General features: G+C 68.9%; 11 protein-coding genes. 8 read left to right on the top strand and 3 right to left on the bottom strand.

Going from position 1 to position 20,244, the window contains the following annotated elements:
• The 5 genes from Acy02nite_RS11765 to Acy02nite_RS11785 all read left to right on the top strand — a co-directional run bounded on the left by Acy02nite_RS11765 (window position 1) and on the right by Acy02nite_RS11785 (window position 13,146).
• Window positions 1–351 (top strand): DUF742 domain-containing protein, encoded by a 351-nt coding sequence (locus tag Acy02nite_RS11765; protein ID WP_203740119.1) that lies wholly within the window; start codon window positions 1–3, stop codon window positions 349–351.
• A complete protein-coding gene (locus Acy02nite_RS11770; protein WP_203739993.1) occupies window positions 332–925 on the top strand; it encodes a GTP-binding protein in 594 nt (197 codons plus the stop codon). Before Acy02nite_RS11765 ends, Acy02nite_RS11770 begins: the two co-directional genes overlap by 20 nt.
• Window positions 926–961: 36 nt before the next feature.
• The gene (locus Acy02nite_RS11775) at window positions 962–1,534 is read left to right on the top strand and encodes a type 1 periplasmic-binding domain-containing protein (RefSeq protein ID WP_203739994.1); all 573 of its coding nucleotides are present in this window, start codon (window positions 962–964) and stop codon (window positions 1,532–1,534) included.
• Between the two features lie 102 nt (window positions 1,535–1,636).
• The gene (locus Acy02nite_RS11780; RefSeq protein WP_203739995.1) at window positions 1,637–12,532 is read left to right on the top strand and encodes a LamG-like jellyroll fold domain-containing protein; all 10,896 of its coding nucleotides are present in this window, start codon (window positions 1,637–1,639) and stop codon (window positions 12,530–12,532) included.
• Entirely contained in the window at window positions 12,532–13,146 is a 615-nt protein-coding gene (locus Acy02nite_RS11785; RefSeq protein ID WP_203739996.1) for a DUF416 family protein, read from the top strand. Before Acy02nite_RS11780 ends, Acy02nite_RS11785 begins: the two co-directional genes overlap by 1 nt.
• Before the next feature lie 27 nt (window positions 13,147–13,173).
• Here Acy02nite_RS11785 and Acy02nite_RS11790 read toward each other — a convergent pair whose 3' ends face one another.
• Both Acy02nite_RS11790 and Acy02nite_RS11795 read right to left on the bottom strand, forming a co-directional pair.
• A complete protein-coding gene (locus Acy02nite_RS11790) occupies window positions 13,174–14,235 on the bottom strand; it encodes a LacI family DNA-binding transcriptional regulator (protein WP_239174597.1) in 1,062 nt (353 codons plus the stop codon).
• A gap of 195 nt (window positions 14,236–14,430) precedes the next feature.
• Window positions 14,431–14,628, bottom strand: a complete 198-nt coding sequence (locus tag Acy02nite_RS11795; protein WP_203739997.1) for a hypothetical protein — start codon at window positions 14,626–14,628, stop codon at window positions 14,431–14,433.
• A gap of 108 nt (window positions 14,629–14,736) precedes the next feature.
• On the opposite strand from Acy02nite_RS11795, the gene Acy02nite_RS11800 reads away from it, so the two are divergent.
• Window positions 14,737–15,792 carry a lactonase family protein gene (locus Acy02nite_RS11800; protein WP_203739998.1) on the top strand — a complete coding sequence of 352 codons (1,056 nt, stop codon included), beginning with the start codon at window positions 14,737–14,739 and terminating at the stop codon, window positions 15,790–15,792.
• 296 nt (window positions 15,793–16,088) lie between these two features.
• Window positions 16,089–17,756: a VWA domain-containing protein gene (locus Acy02nite_RS11805; RefSeq protein ID WP_239174599.1), complete on the top strand. Its 1,668-nt coding sequence runs from the start codon at window positions 16,089–16,091 to the stop codon at window positions 17,754–17,756.
• Between the two features lie 97 nt (window positions 17,757–17,853).
• On the opposite strand, the gene Acy02nite_RS11810 is transcribed toward Acy02nite_RS11805, so the two are convergent.
• Window positions 17,854–18,933, bottom strand: coding sequence for an ROK family transcriptional regulator (locus tag Acy02nite_RS11810; protein WP_425548133.1), 1,080 nt, complete (start codon window positions 18,931–18,933; stop codon window positions 17,854–17,856).
• A 125-nt stretch (window positions 18,934–19,058) separates the two neighbouring features.
• On the opposite strand from Acy02nite_RS11810, the gene xylA reads away from it, so the two are divergent.
• On the top strand, window positions 19,059–20,243 hold the full coding sequence (xylA, locus tag Acy02nite_RS11815) for a xylose isomerase (RefSeq protein ID WP_203740000.1): 1,185 nt from the start codon (window positions 19,059–19,061) through the stop codon (window positions 20,241–20,243).
• Window position 20,244 lies beyond the last annotated feature (1 nt).

The raw sequence follows: 20,244 nt of genomic DNA on the forward strand, positions 1-20,244 counted from the left end.
ATGGATCAGGACGCGGGTCCGGTGGTCCGGCCGTACGCGATGACCCAGGGCCGTGTCGCGCCGTCCGGCGGCGACTTCGACCTGGTCGCGTTCGTGGTCGCGACCGTGCCGGACCTGGCGTCCGGCATCCAGTTGCAGCCGGAGCACCATGCCATCGTGGCCGCCGCCTGGGAGCCGATCTCCGTGGTGGAGCTCGCGTCCCATCTCGACCTGTCGATCGGCGTGATCCGGGTGCTCCTCGGTGATCTACGCTCTGCGGGTCTCATCTCGCTGTACGAACCTCCCGCGGCCACTCAGCCGCACGACGTCGACGTACTCAAGGCGGTTGTCAATGGACTCCGTGCGCTCTGACCGCGCCAGCGGTTCGCGCATCCCGGTCGCGCTGAAGATTCTCATCGCGGGCGGCTTCGGCGTGGGCAAGACGACGATGGTCGGCTCGGTCAGCGAGATCAGGCCGTTGCAGACCGAGGAGATCCTCACCGGGGCCGAGGGCGCCGACGACGTGTCCGGTGTGGAGGGTAAGACCACCACCACGGTGACCATGGACTTCGGCCGGATCACCATCACCGAGGACCTGCAGCTGTACCTGTTCGGCACGCCGGGGCAGGACAGGTTCTGGTTCCTCTGGGACGAGCTGTCGCAGGGCGCGCTCGGCGCGGTGGTGCTCGCCGACACCCGCCGGCTGGCCGACTGCTTTCCGTCGATCGACTACTTCGAGCAGCGCGGCACCCCGTTCGTCGTCGCCGTGAACACCTTCGACGCGGAGAACCGCTTCGGGCCGGACGCGGTTGCCCGGGCGCTCGATCTGGACCCCGGCGTCCCGGTTGTCTCCTTTGACGCCCGGGATCAGGTTGCCGCGCGCAATGTCCTGATCGAGCTGGTGGAGTACGTTGCCCGTCGGCAATATGCCGGGGCCAGCGCTTGATCGTCTGAGTACGCTCTGCCCGTGCTGGGTGGACGTATGGACAAGCGATTGCAGGGGTCGGCGGCGACCGGCCGGGATGCGGGACGGCGACTGCCGGGCCGGCCGTCGTGGTGGCTGGGTGGCGCCGCCGCGGTGCTGGTGGCGGCCGGGCTGGCCACGTGGGCGCTCTGGCCCGGCGACGAGCGCCCGGATCCGCGCTCCCGGGTCTACACCGAGGCGTCAGCGTGCCTGCTGACCCCGGCTCAGGGCACCACCGACGCGAGTGCCGCCCCGGTCTGGGCGGGCATGCAGCAGGCTTCCACCGAGACCCGCGGCAAGGTCAGCTTTCTCGAGGTCGACGGTGCCCAAACGGCTCAGAACGCCTCCACCTTTCTGGCAACCCTGGTCAACGGCGGATGTGATGTTGTTCTCGCCGCCGGCGAGGCGCCCAATGGCGCGGTGCTCCAGGGGGCCGGCCAGTTCCCCCAGGCCAAGTTCATCGCCGTGACCACTGTCGATGACGGAAAGTCGCTGGCCAATGTGGTGAGGGTGACCGATTCCGATCCGGCCCGCGTGACGTCGCGCGTCCACGACCTGGTGGCGGAGGTCCTCTCCGCGAAGGGAGATTGACGCTTCCGCAAATGAAGTTGATCTTACCGGGGATCTTGTACTTCTAGATCAGGCGATGCACACTCTCCCAGCATTTTGACAGCTTCGGGGGAAGGACGGCCGATGCGCCGTGGGCTGGGCCAGATCGCGATCGTTTGCGCGGTCTTTCTTGGATTGACGGTGGCCGCTCCGGTCGGTGCCGTCCGAGACCCGGAGTTACCGGTCTCGTGGTTGTGGTCGTGGTGGTCACAGCGGCCGGCGTGGGCGTTCGGGACTCCGGACGTTCCCCGGCAGGGACACGGCGACGGCGGCCCGGACGACGCGGGATACGCCGACACCAAGGCGCGGGGCGGAACCGGGCGGCCGTTCAAGCAGGCCCCCGGGACGCTGGGCGCGTACCAGCCGCACGACCCGGCCACCAGGGCCGGCGGCACGGGACCGGCCGAGGAGGGCTTCGACCCGAAGACCAGCGTCCGTGACGAGGACCGGTCGACGCAGCTCTCGGACGTGTTCACCAACGCCGACGGCACGGTGACCACGAAGACGTACCCGCGGCCGGTCAACTTCCGGGACGAGTCCGGTGACTGGCAGAAGATCGACGTCAACCTGAAGCGTGAGCCGGACGGCCGGTTGCACGCCGCCGCCAACGCGATGGACACCTCGGTCGCGGCGCAGGCTCCGGTCCGGACGAAGGCCACGCCGCAACGGGTCGCGCCCAGCGCCACGCCGAGCGCGGGCGTGTCCGCTCCGGCCGCGTCGGCTCCCGCCACGCCGGCTGCGTCGACGCCGGCCACGCCGGCCGCCGCCACGACCGCGCCGGCCACGCTGGCCAACCTCGAGCTGCCCACCGGTGAGAGCGTCGGTTACTCGCTGCTCGGCGCGAACCCGGTGACCGCGACGGTGAGCGGCAACGTCGCCACCTACCCGGGCATCCTGCCGGAGACCGACCTCGAGCTGGAGACGTTCGACGCCGGCATCAAGGAGACGATGGTCCTGCGCTCGCCGCAGGCGTCCAACGTCTGGACCTACCCGCTGACCCTGAAGGGCCTGACCCCGCGGGTCGACGCCACCGGCGGGATCGAGCTGCTGGACAAGGCCGACAAGGCCGTGGCCTGGCTGCCCAAGGGCTCGATGCAGGACTCGAAGGTCGATCCGCACTCCGGCGCCCCGGCCGAGTCGACGAAGGTCGCGTTCTCGCTGGTGCAGCAGGACGGCGGGATCGCGCTGCGGGTCGAGGCCGACCGCGCGTGGCTGAACGACCCGGCGCGGGTCTACCCGGTCCGGGTCGACCCGACCGCGACCACCGGCACCACCGGTGACGTGATGGTCGACAACGACTCGGACACCAACAACAACGGTGACAACCTGGCGGTCGGCACCTACAACGGCGGCACCACCAAGTCGCGCTCGTTCATCCACCTGGACGACTTCGACACCGACATCAAGGGCAAGCACGTCACGGCGGCGACGCTCAAGCTGTACCTGACCTGGACCTACAGCTGTGACACCGACCGGATCTTCTACGTGCGCACGGCCTCCTCGAAGTGGACCGTCGCTGACCTGACCGCGTTGAACTCGTTCACCGGCACGCCGGGGTACTCCGCCGCGATCGGCTCGCTGACCGTCACCGACCCGGGTGCGGCCTGCACCAACAGCGGCGGCGACCGGAGCAAGGGCAAGTGGATCTCGGTGCCGCTGGACGCGGCCGCGATCGACGCCTGGTCCAAGGGCGACGCGAACAACGGCCTCGCGCTGACCGCGTCGGAGACCGACAGCGCCGCGTGGAAGCGGTTCACCGCCGCGAACTTCTCCTCGGGCGCCTACAAACCGGAGCTCTCGGTCACCTACAGCACCAACGTGCTGCCGCAGGTCGACGTCCGCTACCCGGCCAACAACTCGGTCAGCTCCACGCTGACCCCGGAGCTGCTGGTCAAGGGCCACGACTCGGACAACTGGCCGGGCAAGGGCCTGACCTACGTCTTCACCGTGCTCAGCGCCGACGGCAAGACCACCGTCGCGACCTCCCCGGCGGTCGCCTCGTCCTGGACGGTGCCGGCCGGCAAGCTGGCCTGGAACACCACGTACCTGTACACGGTCCGGCCGTACGACCAGTCCGCCTACGGCGCCACCTCGGCCGCGTACGCGTTCACCACGAACGTCGCGCAACCGGCGGTGACCAGCGGCCTGGCGCAGAACGGCGGCAAGGGCTTCGACTCCAGCATCGGCAACTACACGACGTCGGCGACCGACGCGAACATCAGCACGGTCGGCCCGTCGCTGGCGATCAACCGTAGCTACAACAGCCTGGACACCCGGACCGACACGGCGTTCGGCACCGGCTGGTCGAGCATCCTCGACGCCAAGGCGACGCAGACCCTGGACGCGGCGAACACGCTGCAGTCGGTGCGGGTCACCTACCCGACCGGCGAGGAGGTCGCCTTCGGCCGCACCTCGGCCGGCGCGTTCATCCCGCCGTCCGGCCGGTTCTCGACCTTCGAGGAGGTCAAGTCCGGCACCACGCTGACCGGTTACAAGCTGACCGACAAGGACGCGACCGCGTACGTCTTCGGCCGCGACACCGGCGTGACCGGCGCCAAGGTGTTCCGGCTGACCTCGGTCACCGACGCCAACGGGCGTGCGCTGACCATCGCGTACGGCACGGACGGCAACCCGTCGACGGTGACCGGCGCGTCCGGCCGCAAGCTGACTGTCGCCTGGACCAAGCCGGCGAGCGCGACCGCGTTCCACGTGTCGACGGTGGCCACCGACCGCGTCGACGCGAACGACGCGAACAGCGCCAACACCTGGCAGTACGGCTACACCGGTGACCGCCTGGCCCAGGTCTGCCAGCCCAACGACTACCAGCACTGCTGGGCGTACGGCTACGACCAGACCGCCCAGCACGGGACCACCGTCCTGAACCTGGACCCGGAGGCGTACTGGCCGTTCAACGAGGCGGCCGGCGCGAGCGTGGCGAAGAGCCGGGTGCTCTCCAACGCCGGCGTCGACGCCGCCCAGTACCGCAACGTGAACCTCGGTCAGGCCGGTCCGCTGGCCGCCGCCGGTCCGACCACCGCGGGCTTCAACGGCACCAGTTCGTACGTGCAGATGCCGGCCAACCTGATCGCCGCGGGCCAGTACCAGTCGATCAGCATGTGGTTCAACACCTCCACCCCGAACGGCGTGCTGTTCAGCTACAACGCGGACCCGATCAGCAAGGGCAGCACCGCCGCCAGCTACACGCCGGCGCTCTACATCGACAAGAACGGCAAGCTCCGCGGTGAGCTGTGGATGGGCAACGCCACCCTGGCGATGAAGTCCACTACCACGGTGACCGACGCCAAGTGGCACCACGTGGTGCTGGCCGGCGCCGGCAACACCCAGACGCTCTACGTCGACGGCAAGGCCGAGGCGACCCTGGCCGGCACGATCTACACGATCGAGAACCTCGCCGCGAACATCAACGTCGGTTCCGGGTACGTCGGTGGCGGCTGGCCCGACCACAACAACACCGGTGTGGCCACCGCGACCCCGGCCTGGTTCTCCGGCTCGATCGCGGACGTGGCGTTCTACAACCAGACGCTGACCGCCGACTCGGTGACCAAGCTCAACACGTCCGGCCGGGTCACCCAGCCGGTGCTGTCCACGGTCACCCGCCCGAGCGGCGGCGTGACGGCCAAGGCCGGCTACGACAAGAACACCGGCCGGGTCTCCTCGGTCGTCGACGAGAACGGCGGCAGCTGGGACCTGGCCGAGCCGACCGTGGCCGGCAGCAGCCTGGTCTACGCCGGTGCGGTGCTCGGGGCGAAGCCGAAGGACTACTGGCGTCTCGGTGACGACCAGAACGCGGCCGACCCGGTCAACGAGGTCGCCGGCGGCACCGCCGTCTACAACGCGGTGACGGTCGGCCAGGCCGGTCCGTTCACCGACGCGACCGCGGCGACGTTCGACGGCGCCACCTCGTACCTCGAACTGCCGGCCGACGACATCCCGACGACCGGCCCGAACAGCGTCGAGATGTGGTTCAAGATGCCGAAGAGCAGCGCCAAGGGTGGCGTGCTGTTCGGTTATCAGACCGACCCGGTCGGCGCGGCCTCGACCGCCAGCTGGACGCCGGCGCTGTACGTCGGCACCGACGGCAAGCTGCGCGGCGGCCTCTGGTCCGGCTCGTCCGCCAACGTGATGACCAGCACCGCGCTGGTCAACGACGGCAACTGGCACCATGTCGCGCTGGTGGCCGCGACCACCGCCCAGGCCCTTTACCTCGACGGAACCCCGATCGCGACGCTCGCCAAGGCGCCCGTCGCGACCGGCGCGCTGCACGCGTACGTCGGCGCGGGTCGCTGGTCCGGTGGCTGGGCCGCGCACGGCACCGCCGACTTCGGCTGGTGGCCGGGCTCGATCTCCGAGGTCGCGTACTACGACAGCGTGCTCACCCCGGCCCAGGTCGCCGACCACGTGGTCAAGGCGAAGCAGACCGCGCCGGTGTCGATGACCATGGTGGCCGGCAACAAGACGCCGATCGCCATGCCGGTCTCGCAGGTCACGGTGACCACGCCGGCCGACGCGGACGGCAAGCGGGCCACCCAGGTCTCCTACTTCGACCTGGTCAACGGCAACCGCATCGTGGCGCAGACCGACGAGCGCAACAAGACGACGCAGTACGGGTACGACGTCGGCGGTTACTCCAGCATGGTCTGGGACCCCAACGGCGTGCTGACCCAGACGTTCCAGGACGCGCGGGGCAACACCAAGCAGTCGGTCACGTGTCAGGACCAGTCGGCGAAGAAGTGCTCGTCGGTCTACTACACGTACTACCCGGACGCGACGACCACCACGCTGGCCCCGAACCCGAAGAACGACCTGCTGCTCACGATTCGCGGCGCGGGTTCGACCAGCGAGACGGACAACCGCTACCTCACCACCAACGAGTACGACGTCAAGGGCAACCTGATCACGGTCACCGAGCCCGAGGGGCGGGTCACCAGGACCGCGTTCACGGACGCGACCACGGTCGCCGCGGACGGCGGGACGCCACCGGCGGGCCTGCCGACGAAGGTGACGATGCCGGGCGGCGGGTTCCAGACCGTCACGTACTTCAAATCCGGTGACGTCGCCCAGGTGACCGAGCCGGCCGGCAAGATCACCAAGTTCACCTACGACGCGCTCGGCCGGGTGCTCACCGAGATCGAGATCTCCAGCTCCAGCCCGGACGGCGTGACCACCACGCACACCTACGACCGGCTGGACCGGGAGGTGACGGAGAAGGCTCCGGCGGTCACCAACCGGATCACCGGCGCCGTGCACACCGAGCTCACCTCGACCGTCTACGACCTCGACGGCAACATCACCGAGGTACGGCAGGAGGACACGACCGGCGGTGACACCGCGCGTGTCGAGAAGCACGGGTACAACCAGTACGGCCAGGAGGTCAGCTCGACCTCACCGGGCGGGGCGACGACCACGTTCACGTACGACAGCCTGGGCCGGGTGGTCAACCAGACCAGCCCGGACGGCACGGTCACCAAGAGCGTGTACGACGAGGCCGGCAACCTGACCGAGACCTGGCTGCTCGGCTGGACCGGCGACCCGAACAAGCCGCAGAGCGCCACCGACCTGCGGGTCGCCCGCAACGTCTACGACGACGCCGGGCGCCTGGCCGCCGAGGTGGACGCGCAGGACTGGACGACCAAGCACCTCTACACGGACAACGGTCTCGAGCGCGAGGTCGTCCGCACCGACGGGACGACGTCGTTCGTCGTCGAGCGCAACGAGTACGACGACGCCGGCAACCTGACCACCGAGTACACCAACAACCTCACCACCAAGACGACCCACACGTACGACTTCGCGGGTCGTGAGACGTCGTCGACCGCCGACCCGGACGGGCTCAAGCGGACCACCAGCGTCGCCTACGACAAGGACGACAACGCGCTGACCACGACGCAGAGCGATGCGTCCGGCTCGGTGCTGAGCAAGATCGAGGCGCTGTACGACAGGGCCGGTCGCGCCGTGGCGCAGACCCAGTACGTCTCCGGCTCGGTCAGCCCGGTCGCCCGGTGGAAGCTCAACGACGGCACCGGCACCCGGGCCGCCGACAGCGCCGGCAACAGCCCGGCCGACGTCACCACGGGCACCGTGGGCTGGAGCACCGACGGCGGCGGATCCGCCGTCCTGTCCGGCAACGGGTACCTGACCAGCAACAACGCGGTCGTCGACACGCGCCGGGCGTTCACCGTCTCGGCCTGGGTGAAGATCGCTGACAAGAACCAGCTCTACCGGGTGGTGTCCGGCGGTGGCGGCAAGCAGCAGTCGCCGTACGACCTCGCGTACGACCAGGAGAGCGGCCGCTGGCGCTTCATCGTGGTGAGCGACGACGCCGCCGACACCAACTCGGGCACCGAGGCGCTCTCCACCAGCACGCCGGCCGCGAACACGTGGACGCACCTCACCGGCGTCTACGACCCGGCCGACAGCTCGGTCAAGCTCTACGTGGGCGGCACCCTGGAGAGCACCTCCACCGGTGCGGTCTTCGGGACGACCGGGCCGGTCTACCTCGGCACCGGCATGTGGAACAACGAGCTGGGCAACAACCTCAACGGTGGCCTGCGCGACGTGCAGGTGTACCAGCAGGCGCTGTCCGCCACGGACGTCAAGGCGCTGGCCGGCGGCACCCTCGCGGCGGCCAACAGCAAGATCACGCGGACTGCCTACACGTACGACGAGGAGGACAACGTCACCTCGGTGACCGACCCGCGTGGCTACACCAGCTACACCTCGTACGACGAGGACGGCAACGCGGTGAAGTCGACCGCGCCGGCGGCCAAGGCCGAGTCGGTGGCGACCGGGGAGGTGACGGCGAACGCTGTCTCGTGGACCGGTTACAACACGTTCGGCGAGGTCACCGACTCCAAGGACGCGCTGGGCAACTGGTCGGTGACGTACTACGACGCGGACGGCAAGCCGACGCTGCAGCGCAGCCCGAGCTACACGCCGCCGGGCGAGACGACGCCGATCACGCCGGAGACCACCACGACCTACACCGACTCCGGTGAGGTCAAGACGATCACCGACCCGTACGGCAACGTCACCCGGTACGAGTACGACCAGCTCGACCGGATGACGAAGATGATCACCGCCGACGGCGGGGAGACGACGTACACGTACGACAAGATCGGCGATGTGCTCAGCGTGGCCGACCCGACCGGGGCCGTCTCCGCGACGACCTGGGACTTCCTGGGCCGGCAGGAGAAGAGCACGCAGATCGTCCGGGCGCCGTCGCCGGCGTCGTACGAGACCAAGTTCGAGTACGACACCAACGGCCAGGTGTCGAAGGTGACGTCGCCGACCGGGGTGGCCCGGAGCGTGAAGTACAACGCGCTCGGCGAGACCGTCGAGTCGTACGACGGGGCCGGCAACAAGACGACCATGACGTACGACGGTCTGGGCCGCCCGACGAGGACGACCCTGGCCGACAACACCTACAGCACCGCCACGTACGACATGGCCGGTCAGACGGTGTCGTCGAGCGAGTACAACTCGGCGGGTGCGCTGCTGACCACCCAGTCCAGCCAGTACGACGCGGCCGGCAACCTGGTCGCGGTGATCGACGCCCGTAAGCACACGACCACGTACGAGTACGACCCGACCGGCATGCTGATCAAGGAACGGCAGCCGATCAACGACTCGGACGCGATCGAGACGAGCTTCGGGTACGACCTGGAGGGCAACCGGACCCGGTTCACCGACGGCCGGAACAACGCGTTCTGGACCACGTACAACTCGTGGGGCCTGCCCGAGTCGCAGATCGAGCCGTCGACGGCGGCGCACCCGAACCCGGCCGACCGCACCTTCACGGTCGCCTACGACAAGGGTGGCCGGGCGGTCAAGCAGCTGCTCCCGGGCGGTGTCTCGGTCAGCAACACCTATGACCTGATGGGTCAGCTGACCAAGCAGTCCGGCGCCGGCGCCGAGGCCGCCACGGTCGACCGCACCTTCGGGTACGACAAGGACGGCCGGATCACCAAGTTCTCCGGGGTCGGCGGCGACAACACCGTCTCGTACGACGACCGGGGCCTGGCCACCTCGATCAGCGGTCCGTCCGGGAACTCGTCGTTCACCTACAACGGCGACGGCGCGATGACCTCGCGTACCGACGCCGCGGGCACGACGAACTACGGGTACGACACCGCGGGCCGGCTGCAGAAGCTGACCAACAGCGGCAAGGGCGTCGACGCGACGTACAGCTACGACGTCACCAACAGCGTCAAGAAGATCGCGTACGGGACCGGCAACAGCCGCAACTTCACCTACGACGACGCGCACCGGCTCAAGACCGACGACCTCACCTCGTCGGCCGGGACGTCGATCGCGAAGGTCGATTACGGCTGGAACGAGAACGACGACCTGACGTCGAAGAAGACCACCGGGTTCGGCGGTCAGACGATCAGCAACACCTACACGTACGACTACGCCGACCGGCTGACCTCGTGGAACAACGGGACCGCCACGACGGTGTACGCGTACGACAAGTCCGGCAACCGGGTGCAGAACGGCAGCAAGCTGTTCACCTACGACGCCCGTAACCGGCTGCTGACCGCGGACGGGGCGAACTACAACTACACCGCCCGCGGAACGCTGAGCTTCGCCGGCACGACGCAGACCAAGGCCGACGCGTTCGGCCAGGTCATCTCGCAGGGCGACCGCAACGGCGGGACGCAGACGTACCAGTACGACGGGCTGGGCCGGTCCATCAAGGACGGCTTCTCCTACACCGGGTCGGACAACGACCTGGCCGCGGACAGCCAGGCGACGTACGTGCGGGGTCTCGGCAACGAGGTGATCGCCGAGACCGCCACCAGCGGCGGCAGCACCAAGCTGGCCTGGACCGACCTGCACAACGACGTGATCGCGCAGTTCACCGCGACCGGCACGGCGCTGGACGGCTCGACGGTCTACGACCCGCTGGGCAAGGTCGTCGCCAACGCCGGGCAGATGGTCGGCAGCCTCGGCTACCAGTCGGAGTGGACCGACACCGCGACCAGCCGGGTCAACATGATGGCCCGCTGGTACAACACCGACACCGGACAGTTCGACACCCGTGACACGGTCTCGAACAGCCCGATCGGTGACTCGGTCAACGCCAACCGCTACCAGTACGGCGACGCGAACCCGCTCACGGTGACCGACCCGACCGGCCACTTCGGCTTCGGCTCGGTCTTCAAGAAGGCGACGAGCTTCGTCAGCAACACGTACCACGCGGCTACGTCGTACGTCTCCCACTCGGTGTCGTCGGCCTACTCGTACGCCGCGGCGACTTACCACCGCTCGGTGAGCGCGGTCAAGGCCACGTACCACCGCACCGTCAAGGCCGTGAAGAAGGTCGCCCACCGCGTCATCAAGAAGGTCAAGCATTACGCCTCGAAGGTGAAGCGGTACGTCAAGAAGCAGGTCGCCAAGGTCAAGAAGAAGGTCAAGAAGTTCGTGAAGGCGGCTGTCCACAAGGCAGCCAAGATCACGAAGGCCGTCGTCAAGAAGGCCAAGGCGGCGGGTAAAGCAGTCACCGCGGCCGCGAAACGGGTAGCCAAGAACCCGGTCGCGGCGATCAAGGACGCTGCCAAAGCCACCAAGAAGTTCGTCGTCGAACACAAGGACGCGATCATCGAGGTCGCGGCCATCGGCGTCGGAATCCTGGCCGGCATGGCCTGTACCGCCGCCACCGCCGGCGCCGGTGCGGTCGCCTGTATGGTCGGCGCGTCCGCCCTGGTCAACCTGGCCAAGGACGCCGCGCAGGGCAACATCCACTCGTTCGGTGACGCGCTCGGCTCGCTGGGCACCGGCGCCCTGACCGGCCTCGTCGGCGGCGCCGGCGGCGCCATCGCCGGCAAGGTCGGCACCCTGGTCGCCGGCAAGGTCGGCACCGGCTTCATCGGCCGGATGGCCACCGAGGCCGTCGAGAACGGCGTCGACGAGGTCTTCAACCAGGCCGTCACCACCGGCCGGGTCGACCCCCGCGCCGCGGCGATGAGCATGATCCCAGGCCTCGGCGCCTTCGCCGGCGGCAAGAAGGGCGGCAGCCGGACGGGTGGTTCCCCGGTCGGCGGCGGCAGCCGCGCTTCGTCGGGCGGCGGCGGTGGCCTGCCGATGGCCACCGGGCTGATCACCGGCATCTCCGGCGGGGCGAGCTGCCACAGCTTCGACCCGGACACCAAGGTCCTGATGGCCGACGGATCGGAACGCCCGATCCAGGACGTCAACGTCGGCGACACGGTCGTGGCGACCGACCCGGAGACGGGTAAGTCCTACGAGCAGCCGGTCACCCAGCTGCACCGCAACACCGACCACGAGTTCTCCGACGTCACGGTCAAGGACGAGGACGGCAAGTCCGCCACCCTGAACACGACCCAGAACCACCCGTTCTGGGACGAGACCACCAAGGCGTGGACCGAGGCGAAGGACCTCAAGCCGGGCGACCACCTCAAGGTCGAGGGCAAGGGCGACGTCGTCGTCAACGAGGTCCGCAGCTACGACGACACCAAGGAGATGCGCGACCTCACGGTCGCCAACACCCACACGTACTACGTCTTTGCCAGCCAAAACCCGGTTCTCGTTCACAACAACGACCCCGGGTTCGCGAGGAGGGCATGCGATGTTCCTCGGCTGGAACGTAGTGCTCAGCGGATCAATGGTGCACTCGACCCCATTGCTCGGACGCAGCGGGACACGGTTGTCATGAGCACTGAGAATGGTCCCGACCTCGTCGCCTCCGGCGTCCGTGACATCGACCCACGCCAGCGCGCTGTGTTGGGTGGATCCGAGCTGGAAGCACGGCTTCCGGGTCAGCACGCGGAAGTAACTGCCAATGAGCGAGCGAAAGACCTTGGCCTCAGTCCACGGGCGCTCTCCAGTTATCCGCACGAAATCTGCCGACCCTGTCGCCAGTATCTGGAAGAAGAAGGCTATAGAATCTCGCCTGATCGGATGAGCGCAGTTAAGCGTACCTTTGGAAAGGAGAACTGATGGTGGTCCCGGTACGCTTTGACTCGGAACAGCTACGAGAAGATCTCGCTGGCCTCGCCCAGTGGCAACGTGTCGCTTTCGCGGCTGGCTGCGTTGAGGTGCTGGTACCCGCTTACTCGAAGTTCAGCGAGCTGGAGGAAATCGGCGATCCGGCCCTAGTCCGTTCCTGTGTGGACGTGATCTGGTCAGGGCTGGAGGGGCTTGATTTGAGCGGCACCGCCGCGGGGCTCCCCTCGCCGGAGTCGATCAAGGAAATGTTGCCGGGAGAAGAAGACTGGAACGAGTGGGCCCCGCAGGCGGAAGACGCTATTGCCGCGCTTGTTTATCTCTTGGAGATTCTGCGCGACGACAACGTTGACCTTGCTGTATACGTTGCTGAGCGAGCGTATGCAGCTGCAGACGATTACGAAGCGCGGGAACAGGGTTTAGAGGTTCTTGGAAGTGAGGAGAGTGAGGCGCTGTTGCGGGCGTCATCGATCCAAACTGAACTGCTGCGGCAGGCCGACGCTCTGAACGCCTTGCGGGATCCCGCGGCTGATTTCTCCGTGATCGCCAGTCTGCGGGTCGCTGCAATGCAGGCGCCCGTCGGCGGCTTGGCGGGATCTGCTGGATAGTCCGGCGATGCGGCCGAAGACAGCGAGTTAGGAGTCGGGTGCCGTGCCGGTACTGTTTCGGGCGGTCAATGCAGTCGGCAACAAGATGTGAGATGTAGGGGACGGTTTGCCGTCCCGGGTGGATTGCAGGGCAGCGGTCAGGGCACTGGCCGCTGCCCTTCCCTTTTCCTCCACGTCCTGGCGGACCGTCGTCAGAGCCGGCCGCAACTGGGACGCGGTCGGGCCGTCGTCGAAGCCTGTCACCGACAGGTCGTCCGGGATGCGCAGGCCCAGATCCTCGGCGGCCTGATAGACGCCGACCGCGGTCACGTCGGAGAAGCAGAGGAACGCCGTCGGCCGGTCCGGGCGGGACAACAACTCACGGGCGTCGCGACGGATGGCGTCGACCCGCTCGAACGGCTCGCGGATGATGACCGGGGTCAGGCCGGCCTCGTCGAGCACGTCGTCCCAGCCGAGGCGGCGCTGGACGGACGCCCAGCCCTCGGTCAGCACCGAGCGGTCGGTGACCAGGCCGTGCTGCCCATGGGCGCCGGCCAGCGCGTACGCGATCCGGGTGTGTCCAAGTTCCAGCAGGTACCGCGCGGTGTCCCGGGCGCCCTCCCGGTCGGCGACGTTGACGCAGGCGTAGCCCTCGACCGGGGCCTGGTCGACGAAGACCATCGGCAGTTTGCGCCGGCGCAGCCAGGCGACGGCGGGCGACGTCGGGTCGCAGGAGTAGACGAGCGCACCGTCCATCGCCACGTCCCGCGCCGGGATCAGGTCTTCGGTGCCGGCCGAGGTGAGCAGGGTGATGGACAGGCCGGTCGGGGCGAGTTCCTCGGCGATCGCGCCGAGGAAGCTGCCGGCGACCAGGTCGGTGAAGGCGTAGCGCAGCGAGTCGGTAAGCAGGATGCCGATCGCGCCGGTGGTGCCCTTGGCCAGCGCGCGGGCGGTCGGGTCGGGGCCGGCGTATCCGAGGTCCTGCGCCGCGTCGAGGATGCGTTTGCGCAGCGTGGGAGAGAGCTGGTCAGGGCGTGAGAACGCGTTGGAGACCGTCATCCGGCTCACGCCGACCCGGTCCGCGATCGTCTGCAAGGTCACCCGAGGCACCCGGTCACCGTTCCTTTCCGCTGCCCACACGGTAACGCCGGGCCCGGCGGGAAGCGGAACGGCTGCGCGCCCCGGCGGGAAGCAGGGCGGTGGCGGGAAGCGGAATGGCTGCGCGCCCCGGCGGGAAGCAGGGCGGTGGCGTGCCGAGTCCGAGGCGGCGTGCCCCGGCCGGACGGTGGCCGGGACACGCCGCGGTTACCGGGTGATGGCCTCGGGGCGATATCCGGCGGGCGCGACGGCCACGGACACCTTGTAGATGACGCGGGACAACGACCTGCGCAGACGCGGCTCGCGACGCGGCGGCTCGGGCACGACCGGGGCGTCGGGCCGGGCGCTGAACACCTCCCGGTTCACGTCGTGCAGTCCTCGGAGGTAGGCGGTGGGCAGTTCCATGACGTCCTCCTCATCAGTTCTGTACCGGTACAGTAAGCCGATCCTTCTGTACCGGTCAAGAAGGGGAGCCTGCCAAGTTTCTCCGGCGGTCTGTGGTGGGATCGGAGCATGGGCGCGAATGCTGAGTACGTCTTCGTCGGTTGCTACACCGGTGACAAGGGAGGCGAGGGTGACGGCATCACGCTGCTGCGGCGTGACCTCGCCACCGGGGAACTGACCCGGCTGGGGCTGGCCGCGCGCACCCCGTCCCCCTCGTTCCTGGTCCAGCACCCGACCCTCCCGGTCCTCTATGCCGTCAACGAACTGGAGGAGGGCACGGTCTCCGCGTTCTCGGTCGCTCCGGACTGCGCGCTGACCCCGCTCGCCACGCGCCCGACCGGTGGGGCCGACCCGTGCCACCTGGCGGTCACCGCGGACGGCCGGCACCTGGTCGTGGCCAACTACGGCAGCGGGTCGGTGTCCGTGCATCCGCTCGACGCCGAGGGTGCCCCGGGGGAGCGCACCGATCTGCTCACCCTGAGCGGCTCGGGGGCGGACCCGGAGCGCCAGGCGAGCCCGCACGCGCACATGGTGGTGCCCGACCGGAACGGCCCCGACGTGCTGATCTCCGACCTCGGGTCGGACCGGGTGTGGCGTTCCCGGCTGGACCCGGTCTCCGGCCGGCTCGGCGCGCCGGAGCCGGCGGTGGAGGCGAATCCGGGCACCGGCCCGCGGCACCTGGCCCGGTCGGCCGACGGCGTGCTGTTCCTGGCCGGCGAGCTGAGCGGCACGCTGAGCTGGTACCGGGCGGCCGGTCCGACGTGGGAGTTGCGGGGCGAGACCGCCGCGTCCGCCGCGACCGGGGCGGTCCAGCCGTCCGAGGTGGCCGCCGGGCGCGACGGCCGTTTCGTCTACCTCGCGAACCGCGGGCCGGACACCGTGACGACCTTCGCGTGGGACGGCGAGAACGCCTCGGTGGTGGGGGAGACGTCGACCGGCGGCGTATGGCCACGGCACTTGATCTTGATTGGTGATCACCTCTACGTAGCCAATGAGCGTTCACACAACGTGACGATTTTCCGGATCGATCCGGACACCGGAATTCCGGCGGTGCAAGGTGAGCCGACCGCCGAGCCGAGCCCTACCTGTCTGCTCCGCTGGACGTCTCCGATGATCAGGCCATAGGTCAGATGGGGCACCCGGGTAGATCAACGACCTATGCCGCCAAAACCGGCACCCGGGTGCCCCAAGTTGACACCCATCGAGACGGCTTCGTCACTCTCGGTGTCATCTAGATCGGCAAGCGCCAATCTGAGTAAGTTTCGGCCGAACGTATATGGCATTCAGCTCCTGAGGTGCGCAGTATGGAGCGCGTGTCTGGCCGCCATCGTAGAAACTTCAACTTAAAAGGGGCGACGGTCGTCGGAGGAGCGATGGCGATCGTTGTCGTTGTCGCGGGGACGTGGTTTGGATACAGCCAGATGGCTGATTCCAAGTGCACCGGTTCCGTCCGGCTCAGCGTCGCCGCCGCCCCGGAAATCGCACCCGCTGTGACGAGTGCCGCTGACGCCTGGTCGAAGGACGGGGGGAATGTCAACGGCACCTGCGTCTCGGTGGCGGTGTCCCCGGTCGCTCCGAGCGAGGTCGCCAGCGTGATCGCGCGCGATCACGGCGTCACACTGGCGGGCGTCGGGCAGCCCTCGGGCACCGTTCAGGTGCCCGACGTCTGGATCCCGGACTCGTCGACCTGGCAGTTGCGCCTGCGCAACGAGGCGTCCGGCTTCCAGCCCAACAACGTCACCTCGGTGGCGCAGAGCCCGCTGGTCGTCGCCATGCCGAAGCCGATCGCGCAGAGTCAGAAGTTGGAGGGGCAGAAGGTCCCGCTGGCGTCCCTGCTGACCGCCAAGGCGCTCGGCTCGGCCGACGCGCCGAAGTTCGGCATCGTCAACCCGGGCACCGACGCCTCCGGCCTGATCGCGCTGATGGCGATCGGTCAGGCGGTCGGCACGGGTGCTGACGCGGTCAAGAGTCAGGTCCAGGCCCTCACCTACCTCTCGAAGAACCGGTCGGCGCTGCGCGACGAGCTGCTCGAGCGGTTCCCGAAGTCGGCCGACGCCGCCACCATCGCGGAGGGGCTGGGCGCTGCCCCGCTCTCCGAGGAGGACGTGATCTCGTACAACGCGAAGCGTCCGCCGGTGGAGCTCAGCGCGGTGTACCTGAGCGGTGCGAACGTGCCTCTGGACTACCCATTCACGGTGCTTCCGCAAGTCGTCGACGGTGACAAGATCAGCGCTGCGGCCGGTCTGCTCAAGCAGCTGACCACGGGCGGGTTCAAGGAGCAGCTCTCCACGGCCGGCCTGCGCGCCCCGGACGGGACATATGGTTCCGGCTTCGTGGCCCCGGCCGGCGCCCCTCAGGCGTCCCCGGCGATCACGGCCGCGGCCGGTGGCGGCGACAACACCGGTGGCACCGCGGCCGCCGGGGTGGACGCGGCCTCGGTCAGCAAGGTGGTCGGCACCTGGAACGCGACCACTCAGGCCGGCCGGGTGCTGGCGGTCTTCGACGTCTCCGGCTCGATGGGCGACCCGGTGCCGACGGCGAACAACCTGAGCCGGGCAGTGGTCACGCAGAAGGCGGCCGCGACCGGTCTCGAGCTGTTCAGCGACGAGTGGGCGGTCGGCGTGTGGGCGTTCTCCACGGACATGAACGGTAAGAAGCCGTGGAAGGAACTCATCAAGATCACCCCGCTGTCCACCGGGCGGCAGGACGTCAGAGCCACGATCCCGCAGCTCAACCCGAAGTCGGACGGCAACACCGGTCTCTACGACACGGTGCTGGACGCCTACAACGCGGCCAAGGCCAACTGGAAGCCCGGCAAGGTCAACTCGGTCATCCTGTTCACCGACGGTGAGAACGACAACCCGGACGGCATCAAGCAGGACGAGCTGATCAACAAGCTGAAGGCCGCACAGGACTCGAGCAAGTTCGTCCGGCTCGTGCTGATCGGTATCGGTAACGAGGTCAACAAGGCCGAGCTGCAGACGATCTCGAAGACGGTCAAGGGCAGCGGCCTGTTCATCGCCGAGGACCCGACCAAGATCACCGACATCTTCCTGCAGGCGATCGGCTCCCGCACCGGGGTCGAGTAACCTCCGTCAACGTACGCGGCCGTCATCCCCCGGGGTGGCGGCCGCTTCCGTTCCCGCCCGCCGTGGCGAGGTCAGAGGCACAGATCAAGAGCGCGGATCATGACGTACGGCGGAGCCAGCCGGCCGGATCCTCCCGGACCTCCCGGATGACCGCGTCGGCAGCCCCGCGCACCGCCGCCTCCGCGCCCAGGCTGGCCGCCCGCAGCGTGACCGGCGCGAGCCCCGCGGTCAGCACCCGCCGCCGCAGCTCCGCCTCGATCCCGTCGCGCAACCGCTCGAAGTGCGGGACGAACGCGCCGCCCAGCACGATCACCGGCACGTCCAGCAGGTTCACCACCGCGGACAGCGCGATGCCGAGCGCCGCTGCGGCCAGGGGCTCGTCCGCGGCGAGTGCCTCCTGCCCGGCGTACTGCTCCAGGCACCCGTTCGCCCCGCAGCGGCAGGGACGACCGTCGGGATAGACGGTGACGTGGCCGATCTCGCCGCTCCACCCCCGTACGCCCCGGTAGAGCTCCCCGTCGATGACCACGCCGGCGCCGATGCCGATCTCGCCGCTCACGTACAGGAAGTCGGGGTTCGCCCCGGCGACGCGCAGCTCGCCGAGGGCCGCGAGGTTCGCCTCGTTGTCGACGGCGACGGGCAGGTCGGCGAGCTCGGGGACGCCGCGCAGCAGGGCCGCCGCGTCCGTGTTCTGCCATCCCAGGTTCGGCGCGACCCGGACGAGATCGCCGGAGACCAGGCCGGGCACGGCGAGCGCGACTCCGGCGATCACCAGGCCGTCGGCCTCGGCTGCCAGCCGGGCGCGCGCGCCGAGGCGGCCCAGTGCGGCCAGTGCCCCGGCGGCCCCGGCCGGGCGCTGGTCGGCGTGCTCGGTGAAACGCTGCCGGACCGCGCCGGTCAGGTCGACCACGCAGGCGGCCAGATAGTCGACGTTGATCTCCAGGCCCAGCCCGGCCGGCCCGGCCGCGGTGAGCGCGAGCCCGGCCGCGGGGCGCCCGGCGCCGGTTCGCGGAGGCGGGTCCAGCTCGGTGACCAGACCGCCCGCGATCAGGTCGTCGACGAGCGCCGAGACGGTGGCCCGGGTGAGCCCGGTGGCGGCCGAGACGGCTGCCCGGGACGGCGGATCCGCGCTGTTCGCCACGGTGTTGAGGACCAGCGCGAGATTATGGGCTCGCACGCTCGACTGCCGGACGGGGGCGCTGGATCTCGTCGTCATCCGGGCCGTCACGCCCTTGACAATGCCATAGTCCCGCCAAATAATTCAACCACTAAACAAATCGACCGTGTTTCCCGGAGGTAACCGTGTCGCTCCAAGCCACACCCGCGGACAAGTTCTCCTTCGGTCTCTGGACCGTCGGCTGGCAGGCGCGTGACGCGTTCGGTGACGCCACCCGCCCGGTGCTCGACCCGATCGAGGCCGTGCACAAGCTCGCCGAGATCGGCGCCTACGGCATCACCTTCCACGACGACGACCTGGTGCCGTTCGGCGCCGACGCCGCCACCCGCGACGGCATCATCGCCGGGTTCAAGAAGGCGCTCGACGAGACCGGCCTGATCGTCCCGATGGTCACCACCAACCTGTTCACCCACCCGGTGTTCAAGGACGGCGGCTTCACCAGCAACGACCGCAGCGTCCGGCGCTACGCGATCCGCAAGGTGCTGCGCCAGATGGACCTCGGCGCCGAGCTGGGTGCCAAGACCCTGGTGCTGTGGGGCGGTCGCGAGGGCGCTGAGTACGACTCGGCCAAGGACGTCGGCGCCGCCCTCGACCGTTACCGCGAGGCCCTCAACCTGCTCGCGCAGTATTCCGAGGAGCAGGGTTACGGCCTGCGCTTCGCCATCGAGCCGAAGCCGAACGAGCCCCGCGGCGACATCCTGCTCCCGACGGCCGGCCACGCCATCGCGTTCGTGCAGGAGCTGGAGCGCTCCGAGCTGTTCGGCATCAACCCGGAGACGGGCCACGAGCAGATGTCGAACCTGAACTTCACCCAGGGCATCGCCCAGGCGCTGTGGCACAAGAAGCTCTTCCACATCGACCTGAACGGCCAGCACGGCCCCAAGTTCGACCAGGACCTGGTCTTCGGCCACGGTGACCTGCTCAACGCGTTCTCCCTGGTCGACCTCCTGGAGAACGGCCCCGACGGCGGCCCCGCCTACGACGGCCCGCGCCACTTCGACTACAAGCCCTCGCGCACCGAGGACTTCGACGGCGTCTGGGAGTCGGCCAAGGACAACATCCGGATGTACCTGCTGCTCAAGGAGCGGGCCAAGGCGTTCCGCGCCGACCCCGAGGTGCAGGCCGCGCTGGCCGAGTCCAAGGTCGACGAGCTGCGCACCCCGACCCTGAACCCGGGCGAGACCTACACCGACCTGCTGGCCGACCGCAGCGCGTTCGAGGACTACGACGCCGACGCGGTCGGTGCCAAGGGCTACGGCTTCGTCAAGCTCAACCAGCTCGCCATCGACCACCTGCTCGGGGCCCGCTAAT

The organism is Actinoplanes cyaneus (genome assembly GCF_016862095.1).
Taxonomy (GTDB): domain Bacteria; phylum Actinomycetota; class Actinomycetes; order Mycobacteriales; family Micromonosporaceae; genus Actinoplanes; species Actinoplanes cyaneus.